A 20,035-nucleotide genomic window follows, 5' to 3' on the forward strand; every position below is an offset into this window, starting at 1 on the left:
ACAGGGCGGGCTTGAGCGGCGAGCCCGGCACGGCGGTGCAGCACACCCTTTGCACGCGCTTGACGGGCGTTGCGCAACGCTGGCGTTCCTCCATCCCCGCCCTGGAGCCAAGATCATGCCGAACAACCCCCAGCATCCCGAGCCGCCGATTGCGCAGCCCGGCAAGCAGCGCCCGGAAGAGGAAATCCGCAACCCGGGCCACGCCAGCCCCGCACAGGACGCCGACGCCGATCCGCTCGGCAGCCCGCTGACCGAGAACGACCCGCTGGACCCGCTGCCCTGAGCTTTGCTTGAGTCCTCTCCCCCGCCGGGAAGGATTCGGTAGACGAGGTTGGCGAGGAGAAAAGCGCCGTGCCGCCCAGATACCCGGCGACACGCCGGGCTAAACTGCCGCGCATGGCTCCTCCTCCCCGCAAGCGCCAGCGCCGTACGCCGCCGACCACGACGCGGCCGCGTCCCGCGGCACCCGCCCGTCCGGTCCGCCCGGCCGACAGTTCGACCCGCGCCACGCGCGTGCTCGACCTGCTGCTGCGTCCGCTGCCGCCGCACTGGCGCGAAAAGGCCGCGGACTACCTCGTGCTCACCCGCATGGACCGCCCGATCGGCGCGCTGCTGCTGCTGTGGCCGACCTGGTGGGCGCTGTGGCTGGCCGCCGGCGACTTTCCGCCTTGGGGTCCGCTGGTGATCTTCACCCTAGGCGTGTTCGCCATGCGCTCGGCGGGGTGCGCGATCAACGACTATGCCGACCGCAAGCTCGACCCGCAGGTGGCGCGCACCGCCGGACGGCCGATCGCCAGCGGCCGGGTCAGCCCGCGCGAGGCGCTGGTCGTGTTCGGCGCGTTGCTCGCGTTCGCCTTCGTGCTGGTGCTCTTCACCAATGCGCTGACGATCAAGCTGTCCTTCGCCGGCGCCGCGCTGGCGGCGATCTATCCGTTCACCAAGCGCTGGACCTATCTGCCGCAGGTCGTGCTGGGCGCGGCGTTCGGCTGGTCGATCCCGATGGCGTTCGCGGCGGTGACCAACACGGTGCCGCCGCTGGGGTGGCTGCTGTTCCTGGGCAACATCCTGTGGTCGGTGATCTACGACACCCAGTACGCGATGGTCGACCGCGACGACGACCTCAAGGCCGGCGCCAAGTCCACCGCGATCCTGTTCGGCGATGCGGACGTGCCGATCCTGGGGATGCTGATCGGCACGTTCCTGCTGGCGATGCTGTTCGTCGGCCAGCGCGCACAGCTGCCCTGGCCCTACTGGCTCGGCCTGCTCGCCGCCGCCGGCCTGTTCGGCTACCAGCTTTGGCTGATCCGCGCCCGCGCCCGCGACGCCTGCCTGGCCGCGTTCCGGCACAACAACTGGGTCGGCCTCACCTTGTGGATCGGCATCGTGCTCAGCCTCGCCGTGAAATGAAGCTGCGTTGTGCCGCGCGGTGAGGGAATAGCCCCCTTTCGCAGTCGAAGGCCGCGCGATCCGGGATCACCGCTGCCGCGACGACGGCGCCCGGGCCAGCGCCCAGACGTCCACCCGCGCCACGCCCGAGCGCTTGAGGACCCGCGCGCATTCGGCCAGCGTCGCGCCGGTGGTCATCACGTCATCCAGCAAGGCCACGTGCGCGGGCAGCGGCGCCCCGTCGCGAAGCGCGAACGCCCCGCGCACGTTGCGCCGCCGCGCCGCCGCATCCAGCTCGGTCTGCGCCACCGTGGCGCGCGAACGGAGCAGCCCGTCGTGACGCACCGGGATGCCCAGCGCCCGGCCGAGCGGCCGCGCCAGCTCCAGTGCCTGGTTGTAGCCGCGCTGGCGCAGGCGCGCACGATGCAGCGGCACCGGCAGGATCAGCGCCGGTCGCGCGACCGGCGTCGCCGCACGCTGCCACAGCGTGGCGAGCGTGCGACCGGCGGCGAGGTCACGGCCGAACTTGTAGCGCGCCTCCAGCCGGTCCAGCGGCCAGCCGTAGCGGAACGGCGCCCATGCCGCATCCCACGGCGGCGGCTTGCGCTGGCACGCGCCGCACATCGCCACCGCACTGGGCAGGGGCAGCGCGCAATGCGCGCAACAGCAGGTATTGCGCGGCAATTCCGCGGCACAGGCGCGGCAGAGGTCCAGGCCGTTGCTGCCGGCGTCGCCGCAAAGCAGGCAGCGCCATGGCAACAGCCAGGCATGCAGGCTTGAGAGCGGGCGGAAAAGCGCATCCATGCGCATCGGTGCGCTTCAGTTCCCGGGCTTGTACAGCGCCGCGTCGAGGATCGACCACAGGTGGATGATCCAGCCCATCCAGAAGATCCACAGCGCAGCGGCGAGCACGAACATGATGATCGCCTTGAGCAACCGCCCCTGCACCAGCTGGCCCAGGCCGGGAATGAAGAAACTGCACACCGCCGCGATGACGTTGCCGGTGCTGCCCTGACCTGCGCTCATCTGCTTTGCTCCGTGGGGTGGGTACGCCGATGGTAGCGGACGGGCGCGGACGTAAAGCCCGTCAACCCGACGCCAACCTCGTCGGTTGACAGACGCGAGGGCCCTTCCCACACTGCCGCGTCCCCACGGAGCCGCGCCATGTCCCCTGCCCCGATCCGCCACGACTGGACGCGCGCGGAAGTCGCCGCGCTGTTCGCGCTGCCGTTCAACGACCTGTTGCATCGCGCGCACACGGTCCATCGCGAGCATCACGATCCCAATGCGGTGCAGGTCTCGACGCTGCTGTCGATCAAGACCGGCGGTTGTCCGGAAGACTGCGCCTACTGCCCGCAGGCACAGCGCTACCAGACCGGCGTAAAAGCCGAGAAGCTGATGAGCGTGGATGCCGTGCTCGAGCGCGCGAAGGCCGCCAGGGATGCCGGCGCCAGCCGCTTCTGCATGGGCGCGGCCTGGCGCAGCCCCAAGGACCGCGACGTCGCGAAAGTGGCCGAAATCGTTTCCGCGGTGAAGGGCCTTGGCCTGGAAACCTGCGCCACGCTGGGCATGCTGAGCGGCGAGCAGGCCGACGCGCTCAAGCAGGCGGGCCTGGACTACTACAACCACAATCTCGACAGCGCGCCGGAGTTCTACGACCAGATCATCCACACGCGCGAGTACCAGGACCGCCTGGACACGCTCGACCACGTGCGTTGCGCGGGCCTGAAGACCTGCTGCGGCGGCATCGTCGGCATGGGCGAATCGCGCGAGCAGCGCGCGGGCCTGCTGCAGACGCTGGCCAACCTGCCCGAGCACCCGCAGTCGGTGCCGATCAACCAGCTGGTGCAGGTCGAGGGCACGCCGCTGCATGGCACCGCGGCACTCGATCCGTTCGAGTTCGTGCGCACGATCGCGGTGGCGCGCTTGTTGATGCCGGCCTCGATGGTGCGCCTGTCCGCCGGCCGCCAGCAGATGGACGAAGCGGTGCAGGCGCTGTGCTTCCATGCCGGCGCCAACTCGATCTTCTACGGCGAGAAGCTGCTGACCACCGGCAACCCCGACGTCGCCTCCGATCGCGCGCTGTTCGCCCGGCTGGACCTGCATCCGCTGGAAGTGGTCGAACGCTCGGGCACGGTGCACGCCGACATCCTTCAATCCGCCTGATCGCCGCCGTGCGCGCCGACCTGTTACAGCGGCTGGGCATCCAGACGTCCGAACGGTCGCACGGAAACCTGCTGCGCCGGGCTCGCATCGTCGATCATGCCGAGGGCCCCTGGCTCGAGATCGGCGACCGCCGCCTGCTCGCCTTCTGCTCCAACGATTACCTGGGCCTGGCCCGGCATCCCCAGCTGATCGCCGCCTTCAAGCGCGTGGCCGACGACGAAGGCGTCGGCAGCACTGCCGCGCACCTGGTCTGCGGCCACCGTCGCGAGCACGCGATGCTGGAGGAGGCGCTGGCCGACTGGACCGGCCGCGAGCGCGCGCTGCTGTTTTCCACCGGCTACATGGCCAACCTGGGCGTGATGCAGGCGCTGCTCGGCCGCGGCGACCTGTGCGTGCAGGACAAGCTCAACCACGCCTGCCTGCTCGATGGCGCCACGCTCGCCGGCGCCACGCTGCGCCGCTATCCGCACGGCGATGCCGCCGGTGCCGCACGCCAGCTCGCCGGCACCCCGGAGGCCGCCACGTTGCTCGCCACCGACGGCGTCTTCAGCATGGACGGCGACCGCGCGCCGCTGCGCGAGCTGGCCGCGCTGTGCCGCCGCGAAAACGCCACGCTAATGGTCGACGACGCACACGGGCTTGGCGTGCTCGGACCGGAGGGAGCCGGCAGCGTCACCGAGGCGGGCCTTGGCACGCGTGAGGTACCGGTGCTGATGGCCACCCTGGGCAAGGCGCTGGGCACTCATGGTGCGTTCGTCGCCGGCTCTGCCGGGCTGATCGAGGGCCTCACCCAGTTCGCCCGCACCCACGTCTACACCACCGCCATGCCACCGGCAGTGGCTGCCGCGACGCTCGCGGCGGTGCGGCTGGCACGCGGGGAAAGCTGGCGGCGCGAGAAGCTCGTCGCGCTGATCGCGCGCTTCCGAACCGGCGCCGCGCACCTGGACTTGCCACTGGCCGCCTCGGACACGCCGATCCAGCCGCTACTGCTGGGCGATGCCGACAGCGCACTCGCGGCGGCACGGGCATTGGAAGCGCGCGGCCTGCTGGTGACCGCGATCCGTCCCCCCACGGTGCCGGCCGGCCAGGCGCGCCTGCGCATCACGCTGAGCGCCGCCCACGAGGAGGAGCATGTCGACCGCCTGCTCGAAGCGCTGGCGGCGTTGCCGCGGGGCGAAAGCGCCGCGCCGGTATAATCGGCGACTCGCCGCGCCCCTTCCCGCATGATCGTCAACGTTGCCGCCTACCGTTTCGTCCCGCTCGCGGACCTGCCCGCGCTGCGCGAATCCCTGCGCGCGCGCGCCGAGGCGCTGGCGCTCAAGGGCACCATCCTGCTCGCGCCGGAGGGCATCAACCTGTTCCTGGCCGGCACCCGCGAGGCGGTCGACGATTACCTCGGCTGGTTGTGCGAGGACGCGCGCTTCGCCGGGCTGCCGGTGAAGGAGTCGTTGTCCGTGGCGGTGCCCTTCGGTCGCCTGCGCGTGCGGCTCAAGCGCGAGATCATCACCCTGCGCGCGCCGGTCGCGCCGCACCAGGGCCGCGCACCGGCGGTCGAGGCGGCCACGCTGAAGCGCTGGCTCGACCAGGGCCATGACGATGCGGGTCTTGAGGTGGTGTTGCTGGATACCCGCAACGACTACGAAACCGACGCAGGGCGATTCGCCGGCGCGGTCGACTACCGCGTGCCCAGCTTTACCGCCTTGCCCGGCGCGGTCATGGCCGACCGCGAGCGCTATCTCGGCAAGACCATCGTCTCCTATTGCACTGGCGGTATCCGCTGCGAGAAGGCCGCGCTGCACCTGAGCGAGCTGGGGTTGGGCGAGGTGCTGCAGCTCGAAGGCGGGATCCTGAAATACCTGGAAGAAACCGACGGCAGCCATTGGGAAGGCGAGTGTTTCGTGTTCGACGGACGTGGCGCGGTGGACAAGAAGCTGCGCCCCTCGCCCCAGCCCTCTCCCCCGCGAGGAGAGGGAGTCGGGACTGCGCCATGACCCTGCATATCGACACGTTCGGCGACGGCACGCAGCCGCTGGTACTGCTCCACGGTTGGGCCATGCACGGCGGCGTGTTCGCTCCGCTGGTCGAGGCACTGGCGACGCAATGCACCCTCTACGTGGTCGACCTCCCCGGCCATGGCCACTCGCGCGCCTGCGGCTTGCCCCTCGAACCGCGCGCGATCGCCCAGGCCATCGCCGCGGCCACGCCGCCGGCCCCCTGGCTGGGCTGGTCGCTGGGTGGCCTGGTCGCACTCACCGCGGCGCTCGACATGCCCACCCAGGTGCGCGGCCTGGCCATGCTCTGCGCCACCCCCCGATTCGTGCGCGGCGCGGACTGGCCGCACGGCAGCGACGCCGCCCTGGTGCACCAGCTCGCGACGGACCTCGAAACCGACTACCACGCCACGCTCGAGCGCTTCCTCGCACTGGAAGCGATGGGCAGCGCCGATCCCAAGGCCGAGCTGCGCCGCCTGCGCGCGGAGGTGTTCGAGCGCGGCGAGCCGGAGCTGCGGGTGTTGCAGGAGGGCATCGGCCTGCTCGAACGCAGCGACCTGCGCGCGCGCCTGCCGCAACTGGCCGTGCCGAGCGTGTGGATCGCCGGTCGTCGCGACCGCCTGGTGCCGCCCGCCGCGATGGCCTGGTCGGCCGAGCGCTGCGGCGGACGCTTCGTGGAAATCCAGGGCGCCGGCCATGCACCCTTCATTGGCCACGCCGGTGCCGTGGCCGACGCCCTGCAGCCCCTGTTCGCGGAAACCCCGGCATGAGCACGTTCCATCTCGACCGCGCCCGCGTGCGCCGCAATTTTGCCCGCGCCGCTGCGACGTACGAGCAGCACGACGTGCTCCAACGCGAGGTGCAAACCGACCTGCTTGGCCGTCTGGACTTCTATCTGCAGGCGCCCGAGCGCGTGCTGGACGTGGGCGCCGGCACCGGCCGCGGCAGCGCGCTGCTGAAAAAGCGCTACCCGAAGGCGCAAGTGATCGCGGTGGACCTGGCGCAGCCCATGCTGCACGCGGCGCGCAAACACCAGGCGCTGCTGCGGCCGTTCCAGCGCGTCTGCGCCGAGGCCACCGCACTGCCCCTGCCTGACCGCAGCGTGGACGTGCTGCATTCCAACCTGTGCTTCCAGTGGATCGACGACCTGCCGGCGCTGTTCGGCGAGTGCGTGCGCGTGCTCAAGCCCGGCGGCCTGCTCGCCTTCTCCAGCTTCGGGCCCGACACGCTGAAGGAATTGCGCTCCGCGTGGGCCGCGGTCGATGAGTACTCCCACGTCAGCCGCTTCCTGGACATGCACGACGTCGGCGACGCGATGATCAACGCGGGCCTGCGCGACCCGGTGCTGGACGTCAACCGCTACACGCTCACCTACAGCGAGCCGCGCGCGCTGCTCAAGGAACTCCAGGGCCTGGGCGCCACCCATGCCGACCGCGCGCGGGAGCGCCACCTCACCGGCAAGACGCACTACCGCGAGATGCTCGCCGCCTACGACGCCATGCGCGTGGACGGCCGCATCCCGGCCACCTGGGAAGTGGTGACCGCGCACGCCTGGGGTCCGCCGCCCGGCCAGGCGCGACGCACGCCCGAGGGCGAGATCGCAACGTTCTCCTTATCCAGCCTGCGCGGCTCGCGCCGACGGTGATGCAACCCACAGGAACGCACTTGGGCGCGATCGCCACCTGGCCGGCCGCAGGCGCACCTACGCAGTAGCTGGCAGCTCCGCGGCCATGCCCTGTTGGCGCTTGTCCAGCCGCTCGCGCCAGCGCAGGAACGGCCGCTCCACCGCGTAATGCAGCACGGCGCCCACCAGCAGCGCGCCGACGGCGTACAGCCCGAACGCGGCTAGCCCGTGCAGCTGCCACGGCCTCACCCACCACGTCGCCACCGCATGCAGCGCCAGCTTGTGGCTGAGGTACAGGCTGTAGGACATGCGCGCCATCCAGCCCGCTCCCGGCACCGCCCATCGCGTCGGCAGCGCGGTGGCCGCGCCCACGCACGACGCGAGTGCCAGCGACAGCAGCGGGTAACCGAGCACCGACGGCCAGAACCCCAGCCGCTCGCGGAACAACCACCACGCCAGCACGAACAGGCCCAGTCCGGCCACGAGCACGACGCCGGCATGCCGCTGTACGCGCATCCACGCCTGCGGCCGGCCCACCCGCAACGCGGCCAGGGCCACGCCGGCGAGCAGGCCATCCAGCCGCGCCCAGGTCGGGTAGTAGATGCCCTCGACGAAGCGCAGCCCGAACGCCGGCCCCGGCTGCCACATGACCGGCGCCATGGCGTGCAGCCAGACGTAGCCGCGCACCACCATGCCCAGCGCGACCACGCCCAGACCCACCGCCAGCGCCTTGGCCATCGACGGCCGCCGGAGCAACCACCAGGCCAGCCACGGGAACAGCAGGTAGAAATGTTCCTCCACGCACAGCGACCAGGCATGCGAGAACGCCTTGTCGTGCTCGTAGTCGATCAGCAGGTTGAGCGTGAAGCTGAGGAATTGCCACGCCGGCGCCAGGGCGCTCGCTTCGCGCAGCGTCGGCCATGCAACGTAGACCGCGAGCACCACCAGGAAGGCGGGAAGGATGCGGAACGCGCGCCGCCGGTAGAACGCCCGCCATGCAAGCGGCTCACTGCGCGCGAGCGGTGCCAGCAGCTGGTAGCCGATCAGATAACCGCTAAGGACAAAGAACAGGTCCACGCCCATCCAGCCGTCGTTGCCCAGCCAGGCGAACGTTTCGCCCAACCCGCCGACCACGTAGGAGTGGAACAGCATGACCCACACGATGGCCCAGGCACGAAGCAGGTCCAGGCCGGGAAGGCGATGCATCGGAATTCCTTTCGCATGCAATGGAACGCGCAGTCTGGCTGATGCCGGCTTCATGTTTCAGGCGGATCGCGGGCGGATCGCGGCCCGCCCGATGGCCGCGCGTCCCTGGCCCTTCGCTGGCGCGGTCTTCACCCGCCGAAGCCTAGGCTGGGCAGCCTCATCCACTTCCCAAGGAGCCGCGATGGGGTTGCAAGGCAAGGTCGCGCTGGTCACCGGCGCGGCACAGGGCATCGGTCGCGCCATCGCACTGCGGCTGGCGCAGGACGGGGCGGCGGTGGTGATCGAGGACCGTGTCGCCAACGACCGCGCCCGCGAGACCCTGGCGGAGGTGCAGGCCACCGGCGCGCGCGCCTGCCTGATCGAGGGCGACATCGGCCAGGTCGAGGCCGTCCAACGCGTGATGGCCGAGGCAGTGGCGCAGATGGGCCGCGTCGACATTCTGGTCAACAACGCGGGGGTGGAACGGCGCGCCGGCTTCCTGGACGTCACCGAGGCCGATTATGACCTCGTGCTGGACGTCAACCTCAAGGGCGTGTTTTTCCTCACCCAGGCGTTTGCCCGCCACGTGCGCGACCGCGGCGAGGGTGGGCGCATCGTCAATATCAGCTCGGTGCATGAGGAGCTGCCTTTCCCGCACTTCGCCAGCTACTGCGCCAGCAAGGGCGGCCTGAAGATGCTGATGCGGGACCTGTCGGTAGAGCTGGCGCCCCTGGGCATCACGCTCAACAACATCGCGCCGGGCGCGATCAAGACGCCGATCAACGCGCACCTGATGAGCGACCCTGCGTTGATGAAAGCGCTGATGAAGAACATCCCTTTGCAGCGGCTGGGCTCGCCCGAGGAAGTCGCGGGCGCGGTAGCCTTCCTGTGCGGCGACGACGCCCGCTACATGACCGGCAGCACGTTGTTCGTCGACGGCGGACTGTTGTGGAACTACGCCGAGCAATGAGCGACGACACCAAGCGCAGGAACGAGGAAAACGCGGCCAGCGTCCCCAGGGCCGACACGCTCACGCCGGCGGACCGCTACCAGGAGCTGTTCATCGCGGTGCAGATGGGTGGCGTGTTCACCGACAGCAAGACCTTCGTCGACTGCGTGCCGCGCGGCGATCCGGAAGACATCCTGGAGTCCTACCGCGAGCGCTGCGACGACGAGGGCTTCGACCTGGCCGGCTTCGTGCACGCGAATTTCGATCCGCCCGAGGTGCACACAAGCCACTACAAGTCCCCGCCCGGGCAGTCGCTGAAGGCGCACATCGACAGCCTGTGGGACGTGCTCACCCGCCATCCGCGCCAGCACCCGCCCAACGCCTCGATCCTGCCGCTGCCCAACGACTACGTGGTGCCGGGCGGGCGCTTCGCCGAGCTGTACTACTGGGATTCGTACTTCACCATGCTCGGCCTGGCCGAGAGCGGCCGGCACGACCTGCTCGCCGCGATGGCGAACAACTTCGCCTACCTGATCGACACCTACGGCCACGTGCCCAACGGCAACCGCACCTATTACCTCAGCCGCTCGCAGCCGCCGGTGTTCGCGCTGATGGTGGAGCTTTTCGAATCGCATGGCGTGTGCAAGGCGGTCGAATACCTGCCGCGACTGCGCAAGGAATACAACTTCTGGATGGCCGGCGCCGAGGAGATGCGCAAGGGCGACGCCCGCGGCCACTGCGTGTGCCTCGACGACGGCAGCATCCTCAACCGCTACTGGGACGAGCGCGATACACCGCGCGAGGAGTCCTACCGCGAGGACGTACTGACCGCGCGCAAGTCGCCGCTCCCGGCGCACCGGGTGTACCGCGAGCTGCGCGCCGGCGCGGCGTCCGGCTGGGACTTCAGCTCGCGCTGGTGCGACGGCACCGAGTTGTGCACCATCCGCACCACCTCGATCCTGCCGGTGGACCTGAACGCGTTTCTGTACAAGCTGGAGCGGCAGATCTGCCTGCTCAACCATGCCGTTGGGCAGCGCAAGCAGGCGGAGAAGTTCCAGCAGCGCGCGGAGGCGCGCAAGCAGGCGATCGAGCGTCTGCTCTGGAACGACAAGGCCGGCGCCTACCTCGACTACGACTGGCAGCGCGAAGAGCCGCGCGAGGCTCTCAACAGCGCCGCGGCCGCGCCGCTGTTCATCGGCCTGGCCAGCCGCGAACAGGCCCACCGTACCGCCAAGGCTCTGCGCGACCGGCTGCTTCGCCAGGGCGGCATGGGCACCAGCGAACAGGACAGCGGCCAGCAATGGGACCAACCCAACGGCTGGGCGCCGCTGCAGTGGATGGCGATCCGCGGCCTGCGCAACTACGACCTCGACGCGGACGACATCGCCTGCAGCTGGCTGCGCACCGTGGGCACGCTCTACAAGAAGGAAAGCAAGCTGGTGGAGAAGTACGTGATTACCCACGACGGCGAAGATGCCGAGGGCGGTGGCGGCGGCGAGTATCCGCTGCAGGACGGATTCGGCTGGACCAACGGGGTCACGCGGCGGTTGCTGCACGAGGATCCGGGCAACGAGGCGAACGAGGCGAAGGCGGCAAGCAAGCCGTAGCGTTCTCCGGGCTTCGGCTTCAGTGGCACGTCGGCCGCATGTCAGAGGCCAAGCTTGCGCATCAGCGACTGCGCATCGAACGGCGCGTGCACTTTCGCATCGTTGTCGAAGTAGCAATACACGTCACGGCCAGCGCGCTTCGGCGGCGGCCGCTTGCTGGCGCGCACCGGATCGTCCGGTTCGCCGCCCTGCGACCACGCACGGATGCGCACGGCCCAGCGGTCGAGCGCCGCATCACTGTAGCCGCTGGTGTAGAGCTTCTCGTCGCCGTGCAGGCGCAGGTACATGAAGTCCGCGGTGACGTCTTCTAGGTAAGGCCAGCGGCCGGCAGTGTCGGCCACCACCAGTGCCACCTTGTGCCGGCGCAGCAGCGCGATGAACGCCTCGCAAATGAAGCTCTCGTGGCGGATCTCCAGCGCATGGCGCAGGCGCCGCTTGCGGTCGGGCGTGACGGTGGCGCCGTGCTTGAGGCGGTGGTCGTGGTGGCGCGCCCGTTCGGCGGCCTGGAAGGTGTCGCGGGGCAGTGCGCCGAGGAAATGGTCGAACAGCGCCTCGTCGAAGCGCTGGTTCGGCGGGCATTGCCACAGGATCGGCCCCAGCTTCGGGCCCAGCTCGAACAATCCCGAGGCGAGGAAGTTGGCAAGCGGACCGTCGAAGTCCCGCAGCCGCTTGATGTGCGTGATGAAGCGCGGCCCTTTCACTGCGAACACGAAGCCGCGCGGCGTGTCGGCGTTCCAGCGCGCGTAGCTGTCCGGTCGTTGCAGGCTGTAGAAGGAGCCGTTGAGCTCCACGCTGCCGACCTGGCGCGAGGCGTATTCCAGCTCGGCCCGCTGCGGCAGGTCCTTGGGATAGAACACCCCGCGCCAGGGCGCATAGCGCCAGCCGGATATGCCGATGCGCAAAGTCGCCACCGCGGTCTCCGTCGTACGGGAAGGCCATCATGCAAGCGCACGTGCGGTGAGCGCGTGGTGAGACGTCGATCCGTTTCACGGATGACCGGCGCGTCGCCGGCGCGCGTGCGCCGGGAGGTCCAGGCCTTCCCCTGCAGCGCGCAGGGGAGCCCGCGGTCAGAACAGGTACTTGGCGGTGGCGCCCACGCCCCAGTCCGGGCTGCCGTCGGCCATGCCGCCCATCACGTAGCTCTGCAGCCGCCAGTCGGCGCCGATCTTGTGGTTCCAGTACGCGGTCAGCTCGCTCTGCGCGGCACCGCCCTCGGCAATCTTCTCGCGGTAGTAGTAGTAGGCGCCGACATCGTCGGCCTGGCTGAGCTTGAAGCCTGCGCCGAGGTTGGCGTTGAAGCCGTTCTGCAGGCGGATGTAGTCGGAGCTGCCGTACTTCATCCAGCCCATGCCGCCGAACACGGTCCAGTCGCCCCAGGCCTTGTAGCCGTCCAGCGCCAGGCCGTAGTCGTTCTTGCCGGTGCCCAGGCCCTTGTCCGCGTCGGCGGTACCGAACTTCACCTTGCCGGTGAGATCCAGGCCCGCGCTGTAGTCGGCGCTGGTGAAGAGCTGGTAGCCGGCCGAGGCGACGACATCGCCCAGGCCGGAGGCCGAGCCGGTGGTCGAGGTGGAGCCGCCGCCACCGGTGCCGCGGCCATGGCCACGGCCGCGCGGATTGCCGTTGTTGACACCGCCGGTGCCGGGGATCACGTCGTTCGAGCCGCTGATGCCGATGTAGGGCACGGTCAGCTTGAGGGTCCAGCGGTCGTCCTGCCAGCCGGCCGTGACCGGTACCGACCAGATGTCGGTGGTGGTGTCGGTGCCGTACTTGCCGGTGCTGTAGTTGGCGCCCGCGCCGACGCTGAAGTGGCCGTCGTCGGCGTGGGCCGCGCTGACGCCGAGCAACAGCAGGCCCAGCGCGCAGAAAGTGCTACGCATGCAATGTCTTTCCTGTGTGTCGTGGGGAGGGCGACGCCGGCCAGGTCGGCCGGCGTCGCGGGTGGAACTCAACCGCCGGGGCGGCCGGCGCGGTCCGGACGCTCGGGGCGTTCAGGCCGCTCGGGACGCGTCGGGTGTTCGGGACGCTCCGGGCGGTCGACGCGTGCGACATGCTCCGGCGCGGCCGGATGATCCGCGGCGTGGCCACCGGCGAACGCCACCTTCTCTACCTTGGCGGCCGCATGGTCGCCGGCGTGCGCCGCGGCGTTGGGCGAGCGCATCACGTCGCCGAGCTTGACGCCCATGGCCTGGGCAATCGCGCCCCAGCCTTCACCGTCCGCGCGTTCGGTCAGCACGCCGTCGAAATCGATCGAGGTGCCGTCCTCGAGCGTGAGCGTGCCGCCATTGAGCGCGGCGGCGATCTCGTCGGCCGTGGGCTCGGTGATGCCCGCGCCGGCCAGGCTGGCTTCGGCGAGCGACAGGGCGATCTTCACGTTGCCGTAGCCGAGCGCGCCGGTGGCCGGCTGGAAGGTGGTCTGGGTGGTGGTGCCGTCCGCCTGGGTGGTGGTCTCCTCCAGCGTGATCTCGCTGCCGTCACGCAGCCCGTCGACCAGCGCCTGCGCATTGGCATCGGAACCGGCGAAGCTTTCGAACTGGCCGGCCAGCTGCTGCGCGGCGTGGTTGTCGCTCGTCGTCGTCGGCGTGTCGCCCTCAGGCGCGGTCTGCGCGATGGCCGGGCTCAGGGCAAGTACCGCCGCCAGAGCAGCGGCAAGAATGGAAACGCGGGTATTCATGGCACTCTCCGGTGGTTGACGGGCTGCGCCCGTCCAGCCGTTGGAACATTCGTCATGCGCGGCCGATGGGTCGCGTCCGGTGCGCATGCTTTGCCCTTGGGTGGTGTCCGCGCAAGCGCTGTCGACGCGGCGCATTCAGCGGTGTTTCACCACGTTCCCTTGGCGCGTGACCGGCATCGCGGATGCGTTGCGCACGCAGTCACACCTGGCGGTGGCGGAAGCAGCCGACCAGGTGGTCGTTCACCATGCCGGTGGCCTGCATGAGCGCGTAGCAGATGGTGCTGCCGACGAAGCGGAAGCCGTCCTTCTTGAGTGCCTTGCTCATGCGGTCGGAAGCGGCCGTCGTCGCCGGTACCTCGGATGTCGTCTTCCAGCGGTTGCGCAGCGGCTCGCCGTCGACGAACGACCAAAGGTAGGTATCCAGGCTGCCGTGGGAGGCGATCGCACCGAGCGCGGCACGGGCGTTGTCGCGCGTGGCGGTGACCTTCAGGCGGTTGCGGATGATGCCGGGATCGGCGAGTGCCCTCTCCAGTTCGCGCTCGGTCATGCGCGCCACGCGCTCGATGTCGAAGCCGTGGAAGACCTCGCGGTAGCGCTCGCGCTTGGCCAGCACCGTGCGCCAGGACAGGCCGGCCTGCGCGCCTTCCAGGCAGAGGAACTCGAACAGCATGCGGTCGTCGTGCAACGGCACGCCCCACTCGGCGTCGTGGTAGGCGCAAAGCAGGTCGTCGGTGGCCCAGGCGCAGCGCTGCATGGAGATTCTCCTGATGGCAGGGCGCCAATGTAGCGCAGCACGCGGCGTACACTGGCGCACTTTCCCTGCGCGCGCTCCCATGTCGAACCCTTCTCCGCAGCGCGGCGCGCTGGCCGCCCTGGCCGGCACCATCCTGATCTGGGCCTACAGCTGGGTGGTGATGAAGCAGGCGCTGAATTGGGCCGGACCGTTCGACTTCGCCGCGATTCGGTACCTGCTCGGCGCGGTCGTGCTGTTCGCCGCGCTGGCCGTGAGCCGCCAGTCGTTGCGTCCGCCGCCGCTGGTTCCCACGGTGCTGATCGGCCTTTGCCAGACCGCCGCGTTCCAGGGGCTGGAGCAGTGGGCGCTGGTGGGCGGCGGCGCCGGACACGTGGCGCTGCTCGCGTACAGCATGCCGTTCTGGTCGGTGCTGCTGGCCTGGCCGCTGTTGGGCGAGACGCCCTCGGCACGGCACTGGCTGGGCCTGGCGCTCGCGGCGGCCGGACTGCTTTGCATCCTCGAACCCTGGCATGGCCTGGGCAGTCCGTTGAGCACGATGCTGGCGCTGGCCGGTGGCGCCGCCTGGGCGGCCGGCACGGTGCTCAGCAAGCGGCTGTTCCAGCGCCACGCGGTGTCGGCGCTGTCGCTGACCAGTTGGCAGATGCTCGTCGGCGCGCTGGTACTCGGCGCGGTGGCGCTGCTGGTGCCCTCGCGACCGATCGCGTGGAACTGGGCCTTTGCCGGCGCGCTGGCCTACAGCGCGGTGATGGCGTCCAGCGTGGCCTGGGGCTTGTGGCTGGTGGTGCTCAAGCGCCTGCCCACCACGGTGGCGAGCCTGTCCAGCCTGGGCGTGCCGGTGGTCAGCGTGCTGCTGGCCTGGCTGATCCTGGACGAGCGGCCCGATGCGATGGAATGGCTGGGCATCGCGCTGGTGCTGGCGGGGCTGGCGGCCGTGGTCGGCGTGCGCCTGGGCAGGAGCGAAGGGCGGCCCTTGTAGGAGCGCAGTCTGTACGCGACCCGCTTCTGCGGAGGCTCGCCATCGCGCACAGGGTGCGCTCCTGCAACCCCGCCGGGGTTACCAGGGCAGCGCGTCGAGGTCGACGTTGCCGCCGGTGAGCACCACGCCGACGCGGCGGCCGGCGAAACGCTCGCGATCTTTCAGGATCGCGGCGAAGGCGGTGGCGCTGGACACTTCCACGACCTGCTTGAGCTCCTGCCACAGCAGGCGCATGGCGGCGATGGTGTCCTCGTCGGTCACCGTGACGATGTCGATCCGATGCTGGCGCAGCGCGTCGAGGTTGGGCTCGCCGACCAGTGCGCGAAGGCCGTCGCAGATCGTGTGGGGCACCACGTCGGTGACACGCACGCCGCGGGCGAGGGAACGCGCGGCGTCATCCGCACCGGCCGGTTCGCCCGCATGCAGGGTGATCGTCGAACGCACGGCATGCGCGGCAATGGCCACGCCCGAGGCCAGTCCGCCACCGCCGACTGGCGTGACGATCGCCTCGATGTCCGGCGCCTGCGCCAGCAGTTCCAGCGCGATCGTGCCCTGCCCCGCCATCACCTGCGTGTCGGCATACGGATGGACCAACACTGCGCCGGTCTCCTGCACCAGCTTCGCGGTGGTCGCCTCGCGCGCGGCCTGGGTCGGTGCGCAGCGATGCAGCACCGCGCCGGCGCGTTCGATCGCCTCGAGCTTGGCGCGCACCGCGCCCTCGGGCACCACCACGTGGGCGCGGATGCCGCGGGTCGCCGCCGCCAGCGCCAGCGCGTTGCCGTGGTTGCCGGAGGAATGCGTGACCACGCCACGCGCGGCGGCTGCCCCGTCCACTGCCCACACCGCGTTGCAGGCGCCGCGGAACTTGAACGCGCCGCCGCGCTGCAGGTTCTCGCACTTGAAGTGCAGTTGCGCGCCAGAGAGCGCGTCGAGCGCGTCGCTGCGAAGCACCGGCGTCACGCGCGCGTGCGGTGCGATACGGGCGGCGGCGTCCTGGATCTGGGCGAAGCTGGGCAGGGCAGTCATGGGGTATCGATCTCCACGCCGCAGCGGAACGTGCGTGCGGCACCAGGTTCAAGTCGAATCGCCTCGGCGCAATCGGGCCGGTTGAATGCGTCGGGCAGGCTTTCCATCGGTTCGAGCGCGAGCGAGTGGCGCGCGCCCCGCTCGAGCGTGTCGCCGGTGTAGGCGAGCAGCACGCCATGTTCCTGCCACACCGCGATGCCGATGTTGCCTCGCGGATCGCGCAGCCGAGCGCGCACGCGACCGTCGGCCTCGCTCTGCAGGTCGGCGTAGGTGTGGTTGAGTTCGACCCCGCCGATGCCGCGGCGCTGGCGGAAGTCGAGTGCGGGCGCCTGGGCGAGCGGTTGGTAGGCGGCCTGACCCGGCAACGGGATGTGGTCCGCGTCGGTACGGATCACGCAGGCGGCGGGAATGGTGAGTTCCCATGAAGCCAGCGCGTCGTTGCCCAGGCGAAAGTACGGATGCCAGCCGACGAACGCCGGCGCCACGCGATCGCCGACGTTGCGCAGGGTGGCCTCCAGCGTGAGCCCGTCCGTCGCGAGCAGGTAACGCACGGCCAGGTCGAGCGCGAACGGATAGCCCGGCTGCGGCGGGATGTGCGTCGCGAACAGCACGTTTGCCGCCTGCTCGTCCGCATCGAGCGCGGCCATGGCGAAGTCCGCATCGCGCACGAAGCCGTGCCTGCTGGCGCGCGACGTTTCGGTCGCGCCCGGCATGAGGTCGTACTCGTTGCCGTCGAAGCAGTAGCGCGCGTTTGCCACCCGGTTGGCAAACGGCGCCAGCACGGCGAAGCGCGAGCCCGGTCGGGCCGCCAGTTCGGTCGCATCGCGATGGCCGTCAGCAAGTTCCACGCGCTCGCCGCGAACGGTCGCTTCGATGCCGAGCACACAGGCACCGCGGCGCGCGATGCGCACGCGGCGACCACGCGCGCCGTCGTTCAATACGACGACCGGCTGCGTGCCCAGCCACTCGATGGCGACGTCGAAAGCACCCATGTCCCGTCCGGTCGCGAAAGCGTCGCATGTTAGCCTGAGCCTTCCCCCAGCGGCTTCTCCCCATGACTGCGCGCGACGAACAAACCCCCTCGCCCATCCACCTTGCCGACTACCGTCCACCGGCCTGGGCGGTCGAGCAGGTCGAACTCGAATTCGACCTCGGCATCGACAGCAGCGAGGTGCGCTCGCGCCTGCATCTGCGCCGCGATCTGGCGCAGGACGCGCCGCTGAAGCTGGACGGCGAGGGTCTGGAGCTCGTCGCCATCGAACTGGATGGCCGGCCGCTGGACGAGAGCGCCTATCGCTACCGCGACGACGCGCTGGAGGTCGACGGTGTCGCTGATGGCAGCGTGCTGGAGACCCGCGTGCGCGTGCGTCCGGCCGCCAACACCGCGCTGGAGGGCCTGTACCTGTCCGGCGCGCGCGAACGCGGCTTCCTGCTGACCCAGTGCGAGGCCGAGGGCTTCCGCCACATCACCTTCTTCCCCGACCGCCCGGACGTGCTCGCCCGCTACACCGTCACGCTGCGCGCCGACCGCGAGCGCTTCCCGGTGCTGCTCGCCGGCGGCAACCCCGACGGTACCGGCGATCTGCCGGACGGTCGCCACTGGGCCCGCTTCGTCGATCCGTATCCCAAGCCCTGCTATTTGTTCGCGCTGGTCGCCGGCCGCCTGCAGAAGCTCGAGCGCGACTACCGCACGGCCGACGGCCGCGACGTCAGACTGGTGATCTGGGCCGAATCCGACGTGATCGAGTGCTGCCACTACGCCATGGACGCGCTCGAGCGCGCCATGCGCTGGGACGAGCAGGCCTACGGGCGCAACTTCGACCTTTCCGTGTTCCATGTCGTCGCCACGCACGACTTCAACATGGGCGCGATGGAGAACAAGGGGCTGAACATCTTCAACGCCAAGTACCTGCTGGCCGACCCGGATACCACCACCGACGACGAGTACCGCGCGGTGGAGGCGGTGATCGGGCACGAGTACTTCCACAACTGGAGCGGCAACCGCGTGACCTGTCGCGACTGGTTCCAGCTGTCGCTGAAGGAAGGCCTCACCGTGTTCCGCGAACAGCAGTTCTCGGCCGACATGAATTCACCCCCGCTCAAGCGCATCGACGACGTCGCGCTGCTGCGACGCGCCCAGTTTCCCGAGGATGCGGGCCCGCTGGCGCATCCGGTGCGTCCGTCGCAGTACAGCGAGATCAACAACTTCTACACCGCCACGGTGTACGAAAAAGGGTCGGAGCTGGTGCGCATGCTGGCCGGACGGCTCGGACACGATGGCTTCCGCCGCGGCATGGACCTGTACTTCGAGCGCAACGACGGCCGCGCCGCGACGCTGGAGGATTTCCTCGCAGCGCTGGGCCAGGCCAACGGCATCGATCTTTCGCCCTACCTCGCCTGGTATGGCCAGGCGGGCACGCCGCGACTGTCGGGGGAAGGCCGTTTCGACCAGGCCCACCGCTCGTACACCCTTACCCTGCGCCAGCACACGCCGCCCACGCCGGGGCAGCCCGACAAGCGACCGCTGCCGATTCCGGTCAAGCTCGCGCTGTTCGATGCGGACGGGCGCATGCTGCCGTTGCACGAGGGCGCGCGCGAGCAGGTGGTGGTGCTGGATGCACCGGAGCAGTCGTTCGTCTTCCCCGATATCGAGCGCGCGCCGGTGCCCTCGCTGCTGCGCGGCTTCTCGGCGCCGGTGGTCCTCGACTACGCGTACGCACCGGCCGAGCTCGCCTTGCTGCTGACCCACGACACCGACGGCTTCAACCGCTGGGAGGCCGCGCAGCAACTCGCCTGGCGTGCCTATGCGGAGTTGCGCGACGGCCGTGGCCACGAGGCGCTGGCGGTGTGGGGCGACACGCTCGCCGGGCTATTCGACCAGCCCGCGCTGGACCCGGCGCTGCTGGCCGACCTGCTCACGCCACCGGGAGAAGTGGAACTGGCCGAGCGCGAGACCGATGTCGACCCGGCGCGCATCCACGCACTGCGCCAGTCGCTGCAGCGCGAGCTTGCCGCCCGCATCGGCGCGCCCGTGCTGGCCGACCGTTACCGGGCGCTGACTGCCCGGGCGAGCGATGCGCTGGATGCCGCCAGCCAGGCACAGCGCCGGCTCAAGCGCCGCGTGCTGGAGCTGCTGGCGCTGCTGGATGCGCCGGCGGCGCAGGCCTTCGCGGCCGCCCTGTTCGACCGCGCCGCGACGATGACCGACCGCCTTGCCGGTCTCGCGGTGCTGGTGCGGAGTGGGGCGCCGCAGGCGGCCGATGCGCTGGCCCGCTACCGTGCGCGCCATGCCGACAACGCGCTGGCGCTGGACAAGTGGTTCGCGGTGCAGGCGCAAATTCCCGGCGAACCCGCGCTGGCGCGCGTGCGGGCGCTGGAGGCCGATCCGACGTTCACCCTGAAAAATCCCAACCGCGTGCAGGCCCTGCTCGGTACCTGGGCGCGTGGCAATCCGAGTGGATTCCATCGCGACGATGGCGAGGGTTACCGGTTCCTCGCCGCGCGGCTGGCGGAACTGGATGCGCTCAACCCGCAGGTGGCGGCGCGATTGGCGACCGCGTTCAACGGCTGGCAGCGGCTGGAGCCGGCGCGGCGGGAACAGGCGCACGCGGCGGTGGCGGGGCTGGCGGAGCAGCGGCTCTCGCGCAACCTGGCCGAGATCGTCGGCAACATGCTCAAGGGCTAGCGGCGGCACATCGCC

The 20,035-nt window shown here is 70.2% G+C and carries 20 protein-coding genes; 11 read left to right on the forward strand and 9 right to left on the reverse strand.

Annotated elements, in window-relative coordinates; translation table 11 throughout:
* Positions 1-115: 115 nt before the first annotated feature.
* Positions 116-283: a hypothetical protein gene (locus tag ACFWZ4_RS11955; RefSeq protein WP_439704897.1), complete on the forward strand. Its 168-nt coding sequence runs from the start codon at positions 116-118 to the stop codon at positions 281-283.
* Positions 284-513: 230 nt separating this feature from the next.
* Positions 514-1,407, forward strand: coding sequence for a 4-hydroxybenzoate octaprenyltransferase (gene ubiA, locus ACFWZ4_RS11960; protein ID WP_439704943.1), 894 nt, complete (start codon positions 514-516; stop codon positions 1,405-1,407).
* A 66-nt stretch (positions 1,408-1,473) separates the two neighbouring features.
* Here ubiA and ACFWZ4_RS11965 read toward each other — a convergent pair whose 3' ends face one another.
* Together ACFWZ4_RS11965 and ACFWZ4_RS11970 are read right to left on the reverse strand one after the other, a co-directional pair.
* On the reverse strand, positions 1,474-2,190 hold the full coding sequence (locus tag ACFWZ4_RS11965; RefSeq protein ID WP_439704898.1) for a ComF family protein: 717 nt from the start codon (positions 2,188-2,190) through the stop codon (positions 1,474-1,476).
* 15 nt (positions 2,191-2,205) lie between these two features.
* The gene (locus tag ACFWZ4_RS11970; RefSeq protein WP_439704899.1) at positions 2,206-2,412 is read right to left on the reverse strand and encodes a hypothetical protein; all 207 of its coding nucleotides are present in this window, start codon (positions 2,410-2,412) and stop codon (positions 2,206-2,208) included.
* Between the two features lie 138 nt (positions 2,413-2,550).
* Between ACFWZ4_RS11970 and bioB the strand changes: the two genes are divergently transcribed.
* From bioB to bioC, 5 genes are read left to right on the forward strand one after another with little or no spacing between them, the layout of a single operon-like run.
* Positions 2,551-3,552 (forward strand): biotin synthase BioB, encoded by a 1,002-nt coding sequence (bioB, locus tag ACFWZ4_RS11975; RefSeq protein WP_439704900.1) that lies wholly within the window; start codon positions 2,551-2,553, stop codon positions 3,550-3,552.
* 8 nt (positions 3,553-3,560) lie between these two features.
* A complete protein-coding gene (gene bioF, locus ACFWZ4_RS11980) occupies positions 3,561-4,748 on the forward strand; it encodes an 8-amino-7-oxononanoate synthase (RefSeq protein ID WP_439704901.1) in 1,188 nt (395 codons plus the stop codon).
* A 27-nt stretch (positions 4,749-4,775) separates the two neighbouring features.
* Positions 4,776-5,543: a sulfurtransferase gene (locus ACFWZ4_RS11985; protein ID WP_439704902.1), complete on the forward strand. Its 768-nt coding sequence runs from the start codon at positions 4,776-4,778 to the stop codon at positions 5,541-5,543.
* The gene (bioH, locus tag ACFWZ4_RS11990) at positions 5,540-6,313 is read left to right on the forward strand and encodes a pimeloyl-ACP methyl ester esterase BioH (protein WP_439704903.1); all 774 of its coding nucleotides are present in this window, start codon (positions 5,540-5,542) and stop codon (positions 6,311-6,313) included. The genes ACFWZ4_RS11985 and bioH overlap by 4 nt, the downstream gene beginning before the upstream one ends.
* Complete coding sequence (gene bioC, locus ACFWZ4_RS11995; RefSeq protein WP_439704904.1) at positions 6,310-7,188, forward strand: malonyl-ACP O-methyltransferase BioC; 879 nt, start codon at positions 6,310-6,312, stop codon at positions 7,186-7,188. The genes bioH and bioC overlap by 4 nt, the downstream gene beginning before the upstream one ends.
* A gap of 57 nt (positions 7,189-7,245) precedes the next feature.
* Here the strand turns inward: bioC and ACFWZ4_RS12000 are convergent, their stop codons facing one another.
* Positions 7,246-8,373, reverse strand: a complete 1,128-nt coding sequence (locus tag ACFWZ4_RS12000) for an acyltransferase family protein (protein WP_439704905.1) — start codon at positions 8,371-8,373, stop codon at positions 7,246-7,248.
* A 181-nt stretch (positions 8,374-8,554) separates the two neighbouring features.
* Here ACFWZ4_RS12000 and ACFWZ4_RS12005 point away from each other — a divergent pair, with 181 nt between their 5' ends.
* The gene (locus ACFWZ4_RS12005; RefSeq protein ID WP_439704906.1) at positions 8,555-9,322 is read left to right on the forward strand and encodes an SDR family NAD(P)-dependent oxidoreductase; all 768 of its coding nucleotides are present in this window, start codon (positions 8,555-8,557) and stop codon (positions 9,320-9,322) included.
* Entirely contained in the window at positions 9,319-10,908 is a 1,590-nt protein-coding gene (gene treF / locus ACFWZ4_RS12010; RefSeq protein ID WP_439704907.1) for an alpha,alpha-trehalase TreF, read from the forward strand. Before ACFWZ4_RS12005 ends, treF begins: the two co-directional genes overlap by 4 nt.
* A gap of 41 nt (positions 10,909-10,949) precedes the next feature.
* On the opposite strand, the gene ACFWZ4_RS12015 is transcribed toward treF, so the two are convergent.
* The 4 genes from ACFWZ4_RS12015 to ACFWZ4_RS12030 form a co-directional block, all read right to left on the reverse strand.
* Positions 10,950-11,819 carry a DUF72 domain-containing protein gene (locus ACFWZ4_RS12015; protein ID WP_439704908.1) on the reverse strand — a complete coding sequence of 290 codons (870 nt, stop codon included), beginning with the start codon at positions 11,817-11,819 and terminating at the stop codon, positions 10,950-10,952.
* Positions 11,820-11,975: 156 nt separating this feature from the next.
* The gene (locus tag ACFWZ4_RS12020) at positions 11,976-12,785 is read right to left on the reverse strand and encodes a transporter (protein ID WP_439704909.1); all 810 of its coding nucleotides are present in this window, start codon (positions 12,783-12,785) and stop codon (positions 11,976-11,978) included.
* A 68-nt stretch (positions 12,786-12,853) separates the two neighbouring features.
* Positions 12,854-13,579, reverse strand: coding sequence for a hypothetical protein (locus tag ACFWZ4_RS12025; protein ID WP_439704910.1), 726 nt, complete (start codon positions 13,577-13,579; stop codon positions 12,854-12,856).
* Between the two features lie 199 nt (positions 13,580-13,778).
* Positions 13,779-14,333, reverse strand: a complete 555-nt coding sequence (locus tag ACFWZ4_RS12030) for a DNA-3-methyladenine glycosylase I (RefSeq protein WP_439704911.1) — start codon at positions 14,331-14,333, stop codon at positions 13,779-13,781.
* Positions 14,334-14,412: 79 nt separating this feature from the next.
* Between ACFWZ4_RS12030 and ACFWZ4_RS12035 the strand changes: the two genes are divergently transcribed.
* On the forward strand, positions 14,413-15,309 hold the full coding sequence (locus ACFWZ4_RS12035; RefSeq protein ID WP_439704912.1) for a DMT family transporter: 897 nt from the start codon (positions 14,413-14,415) through the stop codon (positions 15,307-15,309).
* Positions 15,310-15,387: 78 nt separating this feature from the next.
* Here ACFWZ4_RS12035 and ACFWZ4_RS12040 read toward each other — a convergent pair whose 3' ends face one another.
* Both ACFWZ4_RS12040 and ACFWZ4_RS12045 read right to left on the reverse strand, forming a co-directional pair.
* Positions 15,388-16,335: a pyridoxal-phosphate dependent enzyme gene (locus tag ACFWZ4_RS12040; protein ID WP_439704913.1), complete on the reverse strand. Its 948-nt coding sequence runs from the start codon at positions 16,333-16,335 to the stop codon at positions 15,388-15,390.
* Positions 16,332-17,327: an aldose 1-epimerase gene (locus ACFWZ4_RS12045; protein ID WP_439704914.1), complete on the reverse strand. Its 996-nt coding sequence runs from the start codon at positions 17,325-17,327 to the stop codon at positions 16,332-16,334. Before ACFWZ4_RS12045 ends, ACFWZ4_RS12040 begins: the two co-directional genes overlap by 4 nt.
* 62 nt (positions 17,328-17,389) lie before the next feature.
* On the opposite strand from ACFWZ4_RS12045, the gene pepN reads away from it, so the two are divergent.
* Positions 17,390-20,020: an aminopeptidase N gene (gene pepN / locus ACFWZ4_RS12050; protein WP_439704915.1), complete on the forward strand. Its 2,631-nt coding sequence runs from the start codon at positions 17,390-17,392 to the stop codon at positions 20,018-20,020.
* Positions 20,021-20,035: the final 15 nt, after the last annotated feature.

It is taken from the genome of Frateuria sp. GZRe12 (genome assembly GCF_051900535.1).
Classification (GTDB): domain Bacteria; phylum Pseudomonadota; class Gammaproteobacteria; order Xanthomonadales; family Rhodanobacteraceae; genus Frateuria_A.